At 38.6% G+C, this 17,287-nt stretch carries 13 protein-coding genes; 9 read left to right on the top strand and 4 right to left on the bottom strand.

Features of this window, described 5'->3' with window-relative positions:
- Nucleotides 1-18 precede the first annotated feature (18 nt).
- Nucleotides 19-2,196 (top strand): bifunctional alpha,alpha-trehalose-phosphate synthase (UDP-forming)/trehalose-phosphatase, encoded by a 2,178-nt coding sequence (locus CPT03_RS08055; protein ID WP_099438373.1) that lies wholly within the window; start codon nucleotides 19-21, stop codon nucleotides 2,194-2,196.
- 9 nt (nucleotides 2,197-2,205) lie between these two features.
- Here the strand turns inward: CPT03_RS08055 and CPT03_RS08060 are convergent, their stop codons facing one another.
- Complete coding sequence (locus CPT03_RS08060; protein WP_099438374.1) at nucleotides 2,206-3,990, bottom strand: glycoside hydrolase family 15 protein; 1,785 nt, start codon at nucleotides 3,988-3,990, stop codon at nucleotides 2,206-2,208.
- Nucleotides 3,991-4,178: 188 nt separating this feature from the next.
- On the opposite strand from CPT03_RS08060, the gene CPT03_RS08065 reads away from it, so the two are divergent.
- From CPT03_RS08065 to CPT03_RS08085, 5 genes are all read left to right on the top strand, one after another.
- On the top strand, nucleotides 4,179-6,554 hold the full coding sequence (locus tag CPT03_RS08065; RefSeq protein ID WP_099438375.1) for an ABC transporter permease: 2,376 nt from the start codon (nucleotides 4,179-4,181) through the stop codon (nucleotides 6,552-6,554).
- Nucleotides 6,555-6,749: 195 nt separating this feature from the next.
- Nucleotides 6,750-7,250 carry a T9SS type A sorting domain-containing protein gene (locus CPT03_RS08070; protein WP_099438376.1) on the top strand — a complete coding sequence of 167 codons (501 nt, stop codon included), beginning with the start codon at nucleotides 6,750-6,752 and terminating at the stop codon, nucleotides 7,248-7,250.
- Between the two features lie 4 nt (nucleotides 7,251-7,254).
- On the top strand, nucleotides 7,255-8,421 hold the full coding sequence (gene porV / locus CPT03_RS08075; RefSeq protein ID WP_099441046.1) for a type IX secretion system outer membrane channel protein PorV: 1,167 nt from the start codon (nucleotides 7,255-7,257) through the stop codon (nucleotides 8,419-8,421).
- Nucleotides 8,422-8,488: 67 nt separating this feature from the next.
- Complete coding sequence (locus tag CPT03_RS08080) at nucleotides 8,489-11,767, top strand: hypothetical protein (protein WP_099438377.1); 3,279 nt, start codon at nucleotides 8,489-8,491, stop codon at nucleotides 11,765-11,767.
- Nucleotides 11,768-11,791: 24 nt separating this feature from the next.
- On the top strand, nucleotides 11,792-12,256 hold the full coding sequence (locus CPT03_RS08085) for a hypothetical protein (RefSeq protein ID WP_099438378.1): 465 nt from the start codon (nucleotides 11,792-11,794) through the stop codon (nucleotides 12,254-12,256).
- Between the two features lie 281 nt (nucleotides 12,257-12,537).
- Here the strand turns inward: CPT03_RS08085 and CPT03_RS08090 are convergent, their stop codons facing one another.
- The 3 genes from CPT03_RS08090 to CPT03_RS08100 all read right to left on the bottom strand — a co-directional run bounded on the left by CPT03_RS08090 (nucleotide 12,538) and on the right by CPT03_RS08100 (nucleotide 14,739).
- Nucleotides 12,538-13,389: an HD domain-containing protein gene (locus tag CPT03_RS08090; RefSeq protein WP_099438379.1), complete on the bottom strand. Its 852-nt coding sequence runs from the start codon at nucleotides 13,387-13,389 to the stop codon at nucleotides 12,538-12,540.
- A gap of 67 nt (nucleotides 13,390-13,456) precedes the next feature.
- Complete coding sequence (locus CPT03_RS08095) at nucleotides 13,457-14,446, bottom strand: Gfo/Idh/MocA family protein (protein WP_099438380.1); 990 nt, start codon at nucleotides 14,444-14,446, stop codon at nucleotides 13,457-13,459.
- A 50-nt stretch (nucleotides 14,447-14,496) separates the two neighbouring features.
- Nucleotides 14,497-14,739: a hypothetical protein gene (locus tag CPT03_RS08100; RefSeq protein WP_099438381.1), complete on the bottom strand. Its 243-nt coding sequence runs from the start codon at nucleotides 14,737-14,739 to the stop codon at nucleotides 14,497-14,499.
- A gap of 119 nt (nucleotides 14,740-14,858) precedes the next feature.
- Between CPT03_RS08100 and dinB the strand changes: the two genes are divergently transcribed.
- The 3 genes from dinB (at nucleotide 14,859) to CPT03_RS08115 (ending at nucleotide 17,225) form a co-directional block, all read left to right on the top strand.
- Nucleotides 14,859-15,914, top strand: coding sequence for a DNA polymerase IV (gene dinB / locus CPT03_RS08105; protein ID WP_245870033.1), 1,056 nt, complete (start codon nucleotides 14,859-14,861; stop codon nucleotides 15,912-15,914).
- A gap of 101 nt (nucleotides 15,915-16,015) precedes the next feature.
- The gene (locus CPT03_RS08110) at nucleotides 16,016-16,594 is read left to right on the top strand and encodes a hypothetical protein (protein ID WP_099438382.1); all 579 of its coding nucleotides are present in this window, start codon (nucleotides 16,016-16,018) and stop codon (nucleotides 16,592-16,594) included.
- A 319-nt stretch (nucleotides 16,595-16,913) separates the two neighbouring features.
- Nucleotides 16,914-17,225, top strand: coding sequence for a hypothetical protein (locus CPT03_RS08115; RefSeq protein WP_099438383.1), 312 nt, complete (start codon nucleotides 16,914-16,916; stop codon nucleotides 17,223-17,225).
- Nucleotides 17,226-17,287: the final 62 nt, after the last annotated feature.

The following is a 17,287-nucleotide window of genomic DNA, read 5'->3' on the forward strand; positions in this document are numbered from 1 at the left end:
TGGTTGTTTTAGTATAATATGCTAACTAATAACAAAACAATCATCCTATCAAACCGTTTACCGGTTAAGATTACAGAACAAAACGGTGAGTACATACTTCGATCAAGCGAAGGCGGATTAGCCACCGGCTTAGGTTCAGTTTACAAACAAGGAAACAATGTCTGGATCGGATGGCCAGGTATAGATGTCCCTCAAGAACGACAGGCTGAGGTAAAAAAACTACTTGCTTCTCTTAATCTAATCCCGGTTTTTTTAACCACAGACGAAATTAACCTCTACTACGAAGGATTCTCAAACGAAATACTCTGGCCTGTTTTTCATTACCTTACCACTTACGCTAATTTTGAACAGCAATATTGGGATTCATACAAATCCGTAAACGAAAAGTTTAAGAATGCGGCTATAGAAGCAGTTGATGATGGAGATACCATTTGGATACATGATTATCAACTACTCCTTTTACCTTGTCTTATCAGAAGGGAAAAACCGTTAGTTACCATTGGTTTCTTTCAGCACATACCCTTTCCGTCATATGAAATTTTCAGGTTGATTCCATGGAGAGAGGAGCTTATATCAGGCATGCTTGGAGCCGATTTACTTGGCTTCCATACCTTTGATGACGTAAGACACTTTTTAAGTGCAGCTTCCCGATTATCAACAAGTAAACTACTAGATAATGTTATTATCCACAAAGATCGGCAAGTTGTAGTAGAGGCCTTTCCTATGGGAATTGATGCTGATAAATTTGAAAACCTTACAATGCATGCCAAAGTAGCTAAGCATTCAGCCTCGTTTAAAGCAAGTCAGGAAGGTCTTAAAATAATGCTGACCATCGACAGGTTAGATTACAGTAAAGGTATAATTCAGCGCTTACAAGCTTTAGAACTTTTGTTACAACTCCATCCGGAGTATAAGGAAAAAATAGCCCTTTATATGATTGTAGTACCTTCAAGGGATACAGTACCAAAATATAAAGAACTTAGAGATCACATAGATCAACTGGTAGGCAACATTAACGCAAGGTTTAGAACATTAGATTGGTTGCCTATTCATTATTTCTACAGATCATTTTCTGTAGAATTTCTCTCTGCACTTTATAGTACTGCCGACATTTGTTTGGTAACCCCCATGCGCGACGGAATGAACCTGGTAAGTAAAGAATATGTTGCGTCGCGTACTAATAATGATGGTGTTTTAGTATTAAGTGAAATGGCTGGGGCATCTAAAGAATTAAATGATGCACTAATTGTAAACCCAAATAATATAGGCGACATTATGCGTGCAATTGTGTGTGCAATAGACATGCCTGTTGAAGAACAAAACATGCGTATGTCCAGTATGAGGCATATTGTTAAAAAGTTCAACATTCACTTATGGGTTAAAAATTTTATGGATAAACTAAAAGAAGTAAAACAATTGCAAGAATCTCTGTTAACAAAACATGCAGGCCAATTAATAAAAGATCAGATAGCCTCAGATTATAAAAACTCAATAGATCGCTATATATTTTTAGATTATGATGGTACGCTTGTAGGTTTCCATGGCGATATAGACAAAGCTTCGCCTGATGAAGAACTTTACAACATTTTAAACAAACTAAGCTCTGATCCTGCAAATCGGGTAATCCTAATCAGTGGTCGCAGGTATCAAACCTTACAACAATGGTTTGGACATTTAAATCTGGACATGATTGCAGAGCATGGTGCCTGGCAGAAACAGCTTAATCAAGAATGGAAAGCGCTCCCCTTACTAACAGATAAATGGAAACAAGAAGTTAAAGCTGTACTGGATACCTATACAGACAGAACCCCCGGCTCTTTTATAGAAGAAAAGAGTTATTCACTGGTATGGCATTACAGAAAGGTAGAAAAAGGATTAGGAGAATTGCGTTCCAATGAAATCATCAATCATTTGCGATTATTTATTGCAGATAAAGGCCTGCAAATGATGCCCGGAAATAAAGTGATTGAATTTAAAAATATCGAAGTAAACAAAGGCAAGGCAGCACAAAATTGGTTATATGGGCATAATCCAGATTTTATAATTGCTTTAGGTGATGACCATACAGACGAAGATATATTCAAAGCCTTACCTCCTGAGGCCTATACAATAAAAGTGGGCAGCAATATTTCTGCTGCCCGTTATTATTTGAGGGATTTTAAAGAGGTAAGAGAGCTACTAAAATCCTTGATATAATCTCTCGATTTATAAGAAAACTGGTCTATCCAATTTAATTGCAATACGATGCGCTGCATTCATTAACCCAACATGACTATAAGCCTGTGGGAAATTGCCCCACTGGCTTCCATCCTTTTCATCTACATCCTCGCTAAACAATAATAAATGATTAGCATAATTAATAATAGATTCAAATTCTCGCATTGCATCATCTAATCGGCCAACGCAAGCTAATGCTTCAATATACCAGAAAGCACAAATCAAGAAGGTAGTTTTAGGTTTTCCAAAATCATCTGTATGAAGATACCTGTAAAACAGGCCATTTTCAGCCATAAGTTCTTTCTCTAAGGCAATCAAATGATCCTTTGCTTTTTGCGATTGTGGGTCCAGATAATTCATTAGTATAAGTTGCAAAGTACTCGCATCCAAATGAGGGCTATTTACAGCATGGGTGTAAACCTTTCTAACCGGGTCATAACAATCCTCAATATGTTTCGCTGCCTTATTAATCAGTATGGTTGCCCGGTCTTCATACTCTTTATTTCCTATAGTTTTAGCCATTTTTAGAGCTGCATTAGCCCCAGCCCACTGAAACAAATTTGTATAACAATGCGTGTTGGCTATATTTCTAAATTCCCAAAGGCCTGCATCTTTTTCATCAATAGTACGCTCAATTTTAGTTAACAAATAATCTAACCACTGAGCAGAATCCTGCCTTTCCCTAAAAATGAAACGATGATCAGTATATAAAGGCAGCATAGAAACCAATACTTGTCCGTAAATATCATTTTGAATATGCTCATAAGCCTGATTACCCACTCTAACCGGCTTATTCCCCTGGTAGCCTTTAATATTTTTCAATATCCGTTCAGTAAGTATCCTTTCGCCGGCAATACCAAACAAAGGTTGATACCTTACATCATCTCTAAAAGAGATATCCGTAATATATCCAAAGTATTTTTCCATCTCTTCAAAATGGCCAATATGATTTAAGGAAGTAATTACGTAATAAGTATCTCTCATCCAACAAAACCGATAGTCCCAGTTCCTTTTGCTACCTGGTGATTCGGGTAGGCTTGTTGTACTGGCTGCAATTATTGCCCCGGTGTCTTCATACTGATGTATTTTTAAAACAAGAGCAGAGCGGATTACCATATGCTGGTAAAAGCCGGCAATGGTTGAATGTTTAATCCATGTTCTCCAATACTTTATTGTTTCTCTCAAAAAACGTTCTGCAGTGCTTATTATTGGAGCGTCAAGCTCATGGCCATAAGTCAGTATTAAGTATTTAGGTTCATTTAAGGCAAAGAACTTCTCGTCTTCAATATAACTTAACGAGATATTTGTACTTAGCTGCATATCTTCGTCGGCTCCATTAAACTCTATGTGATTACTTCCCCGATGTCCTTTTTGCTTTATTGAGCCATAATTATAAACCGGTTTACATTTCACCACAACCCTTGGATTCCCTTCTATAGGTTCAATTTTTCTAATCAGCATTAATGGCTTAAAATAGCGTTCAAACTGGTAAAATCTGGGTGCAAAATCAGTTATTCTATATTTGCCTTCAGCATTGGTAATTTCTGTGCAGAGAACATTTGTGTTTTCCAGATAAAATTGGTTAGAAGTAAATTCACCATTTGGCCTAATCGAAAACTCTCCGCCTTTAGTATCATCCAATAATCCGCCAAAAACAAACGAACTGTCAAACCTTGGCCAACAAAGCCAATCAACATTTGTATTTTTATTTACATGTGCCAGGTAAGCACAATTGCCAATAATTCCTGTTTGATACGTGTGTCTTTCTATCATCTATTATTCAATTGGTGTATTATATAATAACACGATAACCTTTATATTGTTCTTACTTGTTCGTATATGAACACGAACTGTTCATATACGAACAGAATAAATTTCTATTTAATAGGCCTTTGCCGTATTTATATAGCTTTTTTTGAAATGGCATAACGATTGACTAAGCTTCAACAAACAACCAAGCCATGTTTAAACATCACCTGCTTCTGATCTACAGAAATTTTAAAAGATATAAAAGTTCATTCTTTATTAATCTGATTGGTCTTAGTGCCGGACTGTCCTGCGCTTTACTTATTTATCTGTGGGTAAACAATGAAATGCAGATCGATCGCTTTCATAATGAAAGGCTTTATCAGGTGATCCAGAATGAGCACCTTACCGATGGAGTACAAACAGTGGAGGGTACTCCCGGAATTCTCGCCGAAACAATGGCAAAGGAACTACGCGAAGTTGAAACTGCAGTTGCAACCTCACCGGGTTTTTGGCTGGGTCAAAGTAAAGTTTCTGCAAATCATAAACCCGCAATAAAAGCAGCAGGTAAATTCGCAGGACCTGATTTCTTTAAGGTATTTTCTTATCCCCTTATTACCGGCAACAAAAACGAAGTGCTAAAAGGTAAAAAGACCGTTGTTATTTCAGAAAGCATAGCCCGTAAGTTATTCAATAGCACCGATGTAGTTGGAAAAGAAATGGTATGGAGCAATACTGAAATGGAGGCCGAAAACCATGCAATAATATCTGGTGTTTTTAAGGATACAGGTGCCAATTCTTCGGAACAAATTGATTTTTTAGTATCCTACGATGTACTACTGGGGCCGGAAGGAAATTCTGGTTATCGTAAGTGGACAAATTATGGCCCAAGCACATTTGTTATTCTTAAAAAAGATGCAGATCCCGTGTTATTCAATACCAAAATCAAGGATTATTTAAAAACAAAGGGTGTAAAAGACTATACCTTATTTATCAGGCCTTTTGCCGAAAGCTATTTACATAACCAGTTTGAAAACGGTAAGGTTGCAGGGGGAAGAATTGCTTATGTAAAACTATTTTCGCTTATTGCAATCTCTATTCTCATCATAGCCTGTATCAATTTCATGAACCTTTCAACTGCAAAAGCATCCAGAAGGTCAAAAGAAGTTGGTATCAAAAAGGTAATGGGTGCACCAAGAGGATCATTAATTCTACAATATCTTTCAGAATCCATGCTATTAACCATTATAGCGGTGTTTATCTCTTTGCTGGCAGTAGAACTTATGCTGCCGCAGTTTAATCAGATTACAGGAAAGCACTTAATCTTACAATTTAGCCCTGCTCTTATATTTGCTATAATCGGTGTAACCATCTTTACAGGTTTACTTTCTGGCAGTTACCCTGCTTTATACCTTTCCGGACTTAAGCCATCTACTGCTTTAAAAGGAAAGCTGCAACTTACTGCCGCTGCATTGCTTACAAGACAAGGATTGGTAGTTTTTCAATTTGCCTTTTCAGCAATTCTTATTGTAGCCGTACTTATCATTTATAAGCAAATTGAATATATACAAGAATCCAACCCTGGCTACAAAAAAGATAATGTGTTGTATTTTGAAACAAATGGTAAATTAAGAAACAACATAGATTTCGTGATCGATGAAGTAAAAAAAATAGATGGCGTTGCAAATGCTTCAAGTATAGACAGAGAGTTGCTTGGCGACTTGAGCTACACACTTGGGGAATTTGGTTGGGAAGGAAGAAATCCTAAGGAAGTTATTAAATTTCAACGTGCCGATGTAAATGCCGGATTTATAGAAACTCTGGGTATAAAAATGGCAGCGGGGCGAAGCTTTTCTAAACAATACGGTGCAGATACATCAAACATCATCATTAATGAAGCCGGCATTAAGGCAATGCGCTTAAAAGACCCTGTGGGTAAAATATTTAAGCTATGGGGTAACGACATGCAAATCATTGGCATCATAAAAGATTTCCATTTTGAATCTCTTCATCGTAAGGTAGGCCCAATGTTTATCAGATATAAACCTACCCACACTAACAGGATAATGGTAAAGATAAAAGCAGGAAAGATAAAGCCTGTGCTAGAAGAGCTTCAAAAGTTTAATACCAAATATAATCCGGAATACACTTTCGATTATAAATTTCTGGATCAGGATTTTCAGGCACAATATATGGCAGAAACCCGGGTTGCAATACTATCACGATATTTTGCTTTATTAGCAATAGTTATTTCCTGCTTAGGTCTGTTTGGGCTCACCACCTTCGCTGCCGAGAAGCGATTTAAAGAAATTGGAATCCGAAAAATTCTAGGTGCTTCAGAGTTCAATGTAATATATATCCTGTCTAAAGACTTTACCAAACCTGTGCTCATTTCAATTCTTATTGCCTTACCAGTCGGATATTTACTGGGTAAAAACTGGTTAAACTCCTTTGCCTATCGAATTGACTTAAAACTTTGGTTCTTTATAGTTTCCGGATTTTTAGCTTTTATTATCTCTTTAGCAACTGTTTTTTTTCAGGCATTAAGGGCAGCAAAAATGAGCCCGATTGAAGCAATTAAAACAGATTGATTTTAATCTCCTAACAAAAAAAACAACAAATAACTGAATATAAACAACTTGCAATATATTTTTCTTTTCGGGACGCAGTTTACTAATTAAAAGTTACACTTCACTAACCTGATTCTACGCGTTGCATACTTCTGGCGAAACCCAGCTTTACTAATATGTAATTTTGAATCATATCTATAATTAATCCCTCTCCCGATGAAAAGAAGATATTTGCCAATACTTGGCATGTTCGGCTTTACTGCTATTGCAAATGCCCAGCAAGTAGAGCTCCAGCGGTCCGTCGTAGCCAGTTCCGGAGGATCAGCTGAAATCAATAATACCATTTTTCAATATACCATAGGCGAAGTTTTAGTTACTGCCATGGAAAACTCTCCTTTACTATTAACTCAGGGTTTCCAGCAACCCGAAGTAAACGGTAGTAGCCCTGAGCCTCAAGCTCCTTTAATTACCGGATTTATTCTATATCCAAACCCTGCAAACGGACAAACTAAACTTGAATTTGACCTGGTAATGGATGATCTGGTAAACATACAGCTTGTAAATAATGCAGGGCAAACCGTCAGAAACATTTCTTTAAAAATGCTTGCTGGAAAAGCCAACTATGTCTTGCCTTTAGGTGGCTACCCTTCTGGCTTATACTATGTTGTTCTTAAAGCCAGTCGAAGAACATATTCCGAAAAACTGGTTATACAATAAGCTTATGAAAACAAACATTTACCTTGCTGCAAGCCTTTTGGTTTGCCTGGTATGTTGGTACCAGAACAGTTTTGCACAACAAGACAACCGAGTAGTTCAAAGTGGTGCAGCTTTCCTAATGCTAAGTGCAGATGCCAGAAACTCAGGAGTAGCTGAGGCTGGTACAGGATTGGGTGTAGATGCCAATTCCTTATACATTAATCCGGCAAAAATAACTTTCGGAGAAATGATGAGCATAAGCGCTTCCTATACTCCATGGATGAAGCAACTTAGTAAAGATTCACATTTGGGCTACCTTTCCGCATTCAGACAACTGAATAACAGGGAAGCCATTGGGCTATCTGTTAAGTATTTAGATTTAGGATCAATCTCATTCAGGGATGAATCGGGAGCACTTATTGAGCAATACAAAGCCAGCGAATTCTCAATAGATGCCAGCTACGCCCGCAAATTTGGCGAAACTTTTGGTATGGCCTTAACAGCTCGATATTTTAGAAGTGATATTGGACGTGGGACTTATAATAATTTAGAACTCACACCGACTGACGCCTTTGCTGCCGATATATCGGTTTACTCAAATAGAGAACTTCAAAACGGCCAATATTCAAGAACGTTTAGTTGGGGTATAAACCTAAGCAATATTGGCACTAAGCTTAAATATTCAGACAGCCAAACTACATTTTTACCTATGAATCTTAGGCTGGGTGCAGGTTACAACTTTTATGCAGCACCAGAAAGCAGACTTACCCTTTTGCTCGATGTAAATAAATTAATGGTTCCAACTCCTCCAAGGTACAAAAAAGATATAAATGGAAATTTCACTAATGAAATAGAAAAAGGTAAAGACCCAAACAGAAGTGTTACCAGTGCCTTGTTCACCTCTCTTTTTGACGCACCAGGTGGATTTAAGGAAGAACTATCAGAGTTTACAATTGCAGGTGGACTGGAATTTTCTTACTACAACCGTTTTTTTATCAGAACAGGATATTTCTATGAAGACCCGGAGAAAGGGAACAGGCAACATTTTGCGACTGGGATAGGCCTTAATGTACATCCAATAAGGATAGATGTTAGTTACGTGTTCCCTACAGAGGATCGCTACGTGTTAAGAAATTCCATGCGATTTACATTATGCTTTACCCCCGGGGCTTCTAAACTATCAGGAAATTAACGAATGACTTGAAATATTAAAAGGTGATCAACAAATCTAAACTACAACGCATCTAAAATCATAAGCTATGAGAAGTACATTTTTTACTTTAGTATTTATTCTTTTTGCAGGACTGCAATGGGCCAATGCTCAGGATGGTTTTAAAGGAATAAATTACCAGGCCGTTGCCAGGAATACCAATGGCACAGTCCTCTCCAATCAGGCTGTAAAAGTTAAAATCTCAATACTGGGAGGATCAGCTAATGGTCCTGTACAGTATATGGAAGAACATTCTGTAAACACAAACCAACTGGGACTCTTTACGCTTCAGATAGGCAAGGGAACACCTGGAACAGGTACATTTGCTGGTATACCATGGCAAAATGCCAATCAATTTGCTAAAGTTGAACTGGCGGTTGGTGGTGGCTCATACAATGCACTGGGTAACACACAGTTAATGAGTGTTCCCTACGCTTTATACGCTGCTTCCGGGAACCCTGGTCCTGCCGGCCCAGCTGGTCCGCAAGGTGTACAAGGGATTCAGGGTACTGTTGGTGCTAAAGGTGACAAAGGCGACAAAGGAGATATAGGTAATACCGGACCTGCTGGTCCAGTGGGTGCAGCTGGTCCTATTGGCGCTAAGGGTGAACAGGGTATTGCAGGTGCAGTTGGGCCTCAGGGATTAAAAGGTGATAAAGGAGCCCCTGGAGTTGCAGGTGCAGTCGGACCTGTTGGGCCTGCGGGTGCCGTTGGACCTCAGGGTGCAAAAGGTGATCAGGGAGATCCTGGAGTTGCAGGTGCAGTCGGACCCATTGGGCCTGCGGGTGCTGTTGGACCTCAGGGTGCAAAAGGTGATCAGGGAGATCCTGGAGTTGCAGGTGCAGTCGGACCCATTGGGCCTGCGGGTGCCGTTGGACCTCAGGGTGCAAAAGGTGATCAGGGAGATCCTGGAGTTGCAGGTGCAGTCGGACCAATGGGTCCTGTAGGACCGGCAGGTGCTATGGGTAACCCAGGAGCAGTTGGACCTATTGGACCTATTGGTCCAGTAGGTCCACAGGGTCCACAAGGAGATATAAATGGTTTACCGGCAGGCGGCGATCTTACAGGGACCTACCCGAGTCCTGTTGTAGCTGGAATTCAAGGCAAACCGGTTTCTAACATTGCACCGGCTGCAGGTCAGATACTCAAATTTGATGGAGCTCAATGGCTTCCAGGTGCTCCTGGCGGAGGTGGCTTAACATTGCCATTTATTGCTAATGAAAATAGTGCTGCCACTTTATTCTCCATAGATAATGCCGGAGATGGAACATCAATAGAAGGTATAAATTCAACCACTACTTCCAGTATTGCCGCAGTAAGGGGTATAATATCCAGTACCGCTCCAGGAGGTTTTTCAAGTGCTGTACGTGGTATTAACAATGGAACGGGAGGATTGGGTATAGGCGTATGGGGCTCACAGGCAGGCAGCGGCTGGGGTGTATACGGATCAACTCCAAACGGTTTAGGTGTATATGGAAATTCATCGGCAAATGGTACAGGTGTATATGCCAATAGCAATACAGGAACAGGACTCACAGCCACAAGTAATAACGGTGTTCCAGCAAGTATATCGATTTTTAATAATGCCAACGCTAACAGTGCATTAAGTGTTTCTACAGTCGGTAACGGAACTGTATTAAATGTAACCACTACCGGAAATGGAGCCGGTGTTAAAAGTACTACCGGATCAGGATTTGCCATCCATGGTATTACAAATGAACAAATATCAGCAGGTATAATAGGAGATAATAAGGGTGCCGGAGAAGCGGTTGTAGGCCGCACAACCAGTGATATTGCTGGTGCCGTAGTAGGCCGTAATGATGGCGGTGGCTATGGTGTAAGAGGGTTTATAGCCACTAATACTTCAAATACTGGTGTGGGTGTACTTGGCCAGGTAGGTTTAAATAACAGTACTGGTATGGCAGGTAAGTTTGAGAACTTCAACCAAACCAATACAGAAGCAAATATTCTTGATGTAGTCAGTAACTCAAATGGAAATATTCCTGATAATACCTTAGGTAATGCATCATCTTTTAAATTAGATAATACAAATAGTGTTGGTGCAGCCGTTCGTGCAGAAGTTAATACTATATTCGGAAATTTTGGAGCAGCCGGTGTTTTTGGTGTGTCCTCCGGTACGGGTGGTCGTGCAGGTTTGTTTTATGCATCCAATCCGGCAGGTAATGGAGCATCACTAATATCAATTACCGATGGTAATGGCAACGCCATTACCGCAAATGCAGGAAAAGATGGTAATGGAGTAGAAACTAATGTAGATGGAGCCGGTAATGCATTATATGCCTGGGTACCTACATTTTCGCAAGGCCGGGCAGGCCGATTTGAGATCTTCAATGAAGACAATGATAATGAAGTTATTTCAGTTAAAACAGTGGGTAATGGTACTGCCGGTAATTTCATGGTAGATCGTACCACAGGCACATCGCCTGCCGTTAAAGGTGAAGTCAATTCACAGTTTGCAAACTTCGGTACTGCAGGTATATTTGGTGAATCTTCAGGGACCGGTGGCTATGCAGGCCTGTTCTATTCATCAAATCCTGCTGGTAATGGCCCCGCTATCCTTGCACTTTCAGAAGGAAACGGAAATGGTATAACAGCAAATGCTGGAGGTAATGGCGACGGAGTTGAAGCATCGGTTGATGGAGGGGGAAATGCGATATCTGGATTTGTACCCAATTTCGGTACCGGAAAAGCAGGCAGATTTGCGAATTTCAACAGTGCTAATGGACAACCAGTAGTACATGTTACCACTAACGGAACAGGAAATACGCTGCTGGTTAACCATCAGGGGCCATCTGGAAGTATAGCCGTTTACCAAAGCGCAAGCGTAAACGTAGCCCGTATCAATAAGGCAGGAAGAGGTTTTTTCAATGGAGGTACACAAAACAGCGGAGCCGATATTGCCGAATCATTTGATGTTACGGGGCATATATCAACATACGAGCCAGGAGACATCTTAATCATTTCAGTCGACAAAGACAGAGCTGTAGAAAAATCGAACACACCTTATTCCAGCCTCGTTGCCGGTGTTTATGCAACAAAACCAGGAGTATTGCTAACCGAAGAGAATATTGATACAGATTTGAGCGGACAGGTACCAATGGGAGTTATTGGGGTCATCCCAACTAAAGTTTGTCTTGAAGGTGGTTCCATTCAAAGAGGCGACCTTCTGGTTACATCCTCTACCTCTGGTGTAGCTATGAAAGCAGATCCGGATAAAGTTAAAGTTGGGCAGGTAATTGGTAAAGCTCTGGAATCTTATACAACAGGAAACATTGGAAAGATCAAAGTTCTGGTAAGCATTAAATAAAGTTTGACCTATAAAATGAAACACATGAAAACGTTATATAAAATAGCAACAATAACAATTATTGCCTTGATGCTGAATGTAAAAATTTCTACTGCCCAAGAGCAAAATACAAAGGAGAGCCTTGGGAAGCAATACCTTAACAATAAGGTACCTGGGTTGAAATATGGTCCTTCCTCAAAACAGAAGCGAAGCATTCAATCTGTTAATTCAAAACAAAATACTACCGGAAATATCAGAGATGTTATCTTTACCGGTGGTGTGCCGACAAACAAATCACAAGTATCCCGAGCAAATAAGAATATATCGGCAAAGTCCTCAAACATCAAATTATCGAGCGACGAAAAAGCCACTGAACCGGAAAAAAACAAAGAGGAAGTAAAAAACATTGTCCCATCACAAGGCAACGTAAAAGAACCTGAAGAAACACCTCAGCAAACAGCACCTGTAAAAGCTACTTCCACTAAAAATGGGAGTAAGAAAACAAAATAAGATATTTTTTAATAATGGTTAGACAAGGCCCGGCTTGCAGATCTTGCAGTCGGGTTTTTATATTTTTTTCCCTGAACTATTATTTTATTTTTAACTTCATCCAAAATTTAATATCATGGAACAACATCAGTCAGCACACGGTCTTGAAATCACAATTGTATTGGTTACTTTAGCCGTAATAATTATCGTTACAGCATTCTATTTAACTTTTCGCAAAAAGAAAGATACACATCATTCAGGCCACTAAACACAGCAAGACATAGGGGATTAAGGTTCTAAAACTAAATTAAAGCATTTAGCTGACGGTTTTTCATCTTTAAACCCATCCCCTTTTTAACAAACATATCAAAGCCTTTTTGTTGCTTAATTGCTTTAACACCCTCATAACCAAAGGTTGTACTTCTGATTTTATTGAGCAAATAAGTATCATCCTTTAGCAAATCGCCATGCACAAGCTCATTGCGCTGCAATCCGAATTTAATTAATTCAGTAAGTTTTCTGTTGGCATAAATATGCAGAGGCAAATTAAACACATCATTAATTAGCTTCTTATACAAATTATTAATCCACTCTGCCTTTTCTTCCTTCTCAATTACAATTATACCATCTTCAACACTAAGGTGTTTAATAAAATCTTTTACTTCCTTTCTTGAAACAAGACCTGCATGATAAGAATCTCTTAAAGTATAATCAAGTCTGTCTGCACAAAGTTTCGGTATAGCCTGTTCCAAAATATTAAAAGTGCCATTAATTACCTGATCAATATCGTATCCATGCCACGATAAAATTTCAGGAATATCTGATGAACGCAAAATATCTTCAAAAACCTGTTCATGATAATTTTCCTCAATATTATCAAACACATAATCTCCAACATGCGAAAATGCAGTATGTGAAATATCATGTAACAACCCGGCAACCTGTTCAAGTTCAGACCCGCCCAAATGCCTGATCAACAGCATTACTCCAATAGAGTGTTCAAGTCTGGTATGACAAATATTCGGATTAACTAGAAAAATAGCGCCACTTTGGTGAATCCGGCCAAGTCTCTTAACCCAGGCAGAGTTAATCAGATCATCAAATATTCCCGGAACCTCAACTTTGTCGAAAAAGATATCATTAATTAATACCATAGTACATTTTATTAATGCACAATAATACTAATAATTTTAGTTTTAATGAAAATAAATGACAATTATTTTAGCTTAAAAATTCACTTTTTTTTGTAAAGCTATCCATTAGCTTCATAGACGATATTGCCTGTCCGGCTGAACAAGGATTATCTCCCTTATCCAAAAAATAAGCTGTCACTTTCTCTATCATTGGCTGTTGCACATGTTGTAAAGGCTCAAAAATAAACTCCTCTTCATGTCCATCCTTTTTAAGAGTAATCCTATTACCAAATACCGGAAAGCTTATTTTACCTGCAGAACCTGATATTTCAAAAACATCTTTTTTATCTTTTTCCGAAACGGTAAAACACCACATTCCATTAAATACAATTCCATTTTCAAATAAAATTTGCCCGCTAACCAGATCATCTGCCGGATATTCATTTGATTGGTTAATTGAAATACCTGATGAACTCCTTACCTCTCCAAAATAATAAATCAATAAATCTAACTGATGGGGTGCCAAATCATGAAAAAGACCACCCCCGGAAACAGACGGATCAAGACGCCAGTTATTACCTGTATTTGCAATTAAATTATGTGCCCTGGACTGAAGCATTTGCAATTGCACAAATCTAATATCTCCAATCACTTTATCCAGCAATAGCTGCTTCACCTTCAAAAACATAGGCTGCTCCCTGCGATAATGTGCTACACATAATTTCACGTTAAAATTAGCTGCTGCATTTTCCATTCTTAAAGCCGATTCCGTATTTAATGTCATCGGTTTTTCTACATAAACAGGTTTTCCGGCAGCCAAACTAAGCAATGTGTATTCCTCATGTTGCAACGGTGGGGTTGCTATATAAATAGCGTTTACTTCGGGGTCATTAATTAATTTTTCGGCCTTATTGTACCATCTCGGAACATTATGTCTTATCGCATAATCCCGAGCCTTTTCAGCATCCCTTCGCATTACAGCCACAAGAGATGAATTTGGCACTTTATTAAAAGCAGGGCCGCTTTTTAATTCAGTTACATCTCCGCAACCTATAATTCCCCATTTAATTTCTTTCATAGTTTATTGCCTCAGTTCAACAACTGGTTTTCACGGCAATATATTAAAGATTACCCAACTTTACTTTCCAAAACTTCAATGTGAGCTCCAATCTCATCAACTAAATCCTTACTAATATGATCTGTTGTTTTCCATTGCACCCCGCTCCCGCCTTTTATACAATAAATATGGCCTGTCCTTTCCCCATTAATATATACAATATAATCTCCTTCTTTTGGTATTTCTACCCTTATAGCGGTCGGATCACCATTAATCTCCAGTGTAAACTCATATGGATTTAAATCTTTTTGCATAATAATTGTCTTTATTTTGTTTAAAAACACATAAACAACTTTATTGTTTCTTCATTAAAATACTTTTGCAATGGAATGTCTAAATTTAAACTGTGATCAGAAAAATAATCCATATTGATATGGATGCATTTTATGCATCAGTTGAACAGCGCGATTTCCCGGAATATAAAGGAAAACCTATTGCAGTTGGCGGTTCTCCTGATGGTCGTGGTGTTGTAGCTACGGCAAGTTACGAAGCACGAAGGTTTGGAGTTAAATCGGCAATGCCATCCCGGCAAGCACTACAGCTTTGTCCTGAGCTCATCTTTGTCAGACCAAGATTTGATGCTTATAAAGCAGTTTCAACACATATCAGAGAGATTTTTAGCAGATATACTGATCTTATAGAACCTCTATCGTTAGATGAGGCATACCTTGATGTAACTGAAGACAAGCTGAATATTGGCTCAGCATTAGAAATAGCAAAACAAATAAAACAAGCCATTAAAGATGAGCTTAACCTCACTGCTTCTGCAGGTGTATCATCAGGTAAATTCGTTGCAAAAATAGCTTCTGATATGAATAAACCCGATGGCCTAACCTTTATTGGGCCTTCAAAAATCGAAAGCTTTATAGAAAAACTTCCTGTTGAGCGTTTTTTTGGCGTCGGTAAAGTCACTGCAAAAAAAATGAAAAGTATGCAGCTGCATACGGGTGCTGATCTTAAAAAACTCTCGGAGCCGGATCTTGTTAAGTATTTTGGCAAAGTGGGTAAATTCTACTATGCTATTGTAAGAGGAATAGACAATCGTACCGTGCAGGCAGAGCGACAAACCAAATCTCTGGCAGCAGAAGATACTTTTGAACATGACCTTATCACGATTGAAGAAATGCATACTGAACTAAGCAAACTAGCAGATAAAGTGGCAATTCGTTTAAATAAACATCAACTAAAAGGGCGTACCATTACACTTAAACTAAAGTATAGCGATTTTAAGCAGATTACCCGAAACCAATCTTTTCCTAACCCTGTTTCAGATTATCAAACCATTGTTGATACCGCTAAACTGCTTCTTGAAAATGTAGACTTGATAGATAAAAAGGTAAGGCTTCTCGGAATATCTCTTTCCAACTTTAACGAAATTCAGATCCACTCCCGCCCCGGAGATCCATATCAGCTTCAGCTTTTCGATTAATCAAAGTAACAATTTAGCAACAGCACAACCCTCAATTATATATTTTGTAAACAAAAAACCGCTCAGTTTGTTAACTTATTATATAATTAAAAAATCTAGCTATGAAAAAATTAACTTTAACTCTTGTTTTATGTGTTGCGGTGTTATTTGGAGCAAATGCACAGATACAAAAAGGCAACGTAATGATGGGCGCCAATCTCTCAAACATTTCTTTCGGATTAGATAAGCCAAATGTATTTAGTTTAAAAATAAACCCTAAAGCAGCATGGTTTGTGCAAGATGGTTTAGCCCTTGGTGGCGATGTTTCTTTTGGTTTGGCAACAGCTAAAAATGCAGGAACCGACATTAGTTACGGTGTAGGGGCTCTTGGACGTTATTATGGCGCAACCGGCGCTAATGAAGTAGTTAACAATTCCAGGTTCTTTGGCGAAGCCACAGTTGGTATTTCAGGTGTAAATCCTTCGGTTGGGGGTTCAACAAATGGTTTAGGATTTAGCTTTGGCCCCGGGTGGACTTATTTTGTAACACCTAGCATTGGTTTAGAGGCATTACTTAAATACAATGGTGTTGTAGGCTTTGGCAGCAGTGCTTATGCACATAATCTGGGTCTTGCTGTAGGTTTCCAAATTTATCTTCCAGGAAAAGGTACTGTACGTAAAGTACAAAGAGACATGCAGTAATCCTTACACATTTAATCCTAAAAAGGGAGGCTATATCATAATGATACGGCCTCCCTTTTTTGTTTCCATCTCAATTATTTATACAACTCTTTTTCTATAACAACTACTTTCTCATCGTACAACATAATAGTAGAAACATTAATTTCTGTTTACCAATTCGTCAAACTGTGGAGTTTCTCTACACATATAAAACACACAAAAACACATAAACGACTGTAAATCAGATTCGTACCAAAACAAAACATTTTAGGCACCATTATGTAGCATAGTCTAAACATAAACAACAAGAATTTTTAACTGAAATATTAAAATAACTATTATGAAAAAGATCATCTTATCAGCAGCATTTTTAGCATTAGCAGGATTAACTACAGTAAAAGCAAGCGACATCAAAAACCCAGTTAGAGTTGCTGTTCAACAAGATAGTGTTACAAAAACTCCGGTTGAATTAAAAGACCTTCCTGAGCCAGTTCAAAAAACTTTACAATCTGAGCCGGTTAAAGCATGGACTCCTACAGCTGCCTTTCTGGTAACAAATCCTGATAAATCTACCTACTACCAGGTTGACGTTAAAAAAGAAACAGAAACCGGTTCTTTGAAAATAGACAAAGACGGAAAAATTATCCAATAATATAAAGAACCAAAAATCCCTAAAGTTTAATTAACAAACCATAAAAGCCAGAGCAATCTGGC

Source organism: Pedobacter ginsengisoli, assembly GCF_002736205.1.
In the GTDB taxonomy this organism is placed as follows: domain Bacteria; phylum Bacteroidota; class Bacteroidia; order Sphingobacteriales; family Sphingobacteriaceae; genus Pedobacter; species Pedobacter ginsengisoli_A.

Coding starts and splice junctions, on each gene's coding strand:
- CPT03_RS08055 (WP_099438373.1), top strand. CDS start 19: ATGCTAACTAATAACAAAACAATCATCCTATCAAACCGTTTACCGGTT.
- CPT03_RS08085 (WP_099438378.1), top strand. CDS start 11,792: ATGAAAACGTTATATAAAATAGCAACAATAACAATTATTGCCTTGATG.
- CPT03_RS08115 (WP_099438383.1), top strand. CDS start 16,914: ATGAAAAAGATCATCTTATCAGCAGCATTTTTAGCATTAGCAGGATTA.
- porV (WP_099441046.1), top strand. CDS start 7,255: ATGAAAACAAACATTTACCTTGCTGCAAGCCTTTTGGTTTGCCTGGTA.
- CPT03_RS08080 (WP_099438377.1), top strand. CDS start 8,489: ATGAGAAGTACATTTTTTACTTTAGTATTTATTCTTTTTGCAGGACTG.
- CPT03_RS08110 (WP_099438382.1), top strand. CDS start 16,016: ATGAAAAAATTAACTTTAACTCTTGTTTTATGTGTTGCGGTGTTATTT.
- CPT03_RS08090 (WP_099438379.1), bottom strand. CDS start 13,389: ATGGTATTAATTAATGATATCTTTTTCGACAAAGTTGAGGTTCCGGGA.
- CPT03_RS08060 (WP_099438374.1), bottom strand. CDS start 3,990: ATGATAGAAAGACACACGTATCAAACAGGAATTATTGGCAATTGTGCT.
- CPT03_RS08065 (WP_099438375.1), top strand. CDS start 4,179: ATGTTTAAACATCACCTGCTTCTGATCTACAGAAATTTTAAAAGATAT.
- dinB (WP_245870033.1), top strand. CDS start 14,859: ATGGATGCATTTTATGCATCAGTTGAACAGCGCGATTTCCCGGAATAT.
- CPT03_RS08095 (WP_099438380.1), bottom strand. CDS start 14,446: ATGAAAGAAATTAAATGGGGAATTATAGGTTGCGGAGATGTAACTGAA.
- CPT03_RS08070 (WP_099438376.1), top strand. CDS start 6,750: ATGAAAAGAAGATATTTGCCAATACTTGGCATGTTCGGCTTTACTGCT.
- CPT03_RS08100 (WP_099438381.1), bottom strand. CDS start 14,739: ATGCAAAAAGATTTAAATCCATATGAGTTTACACTGGAGATTAATGGT.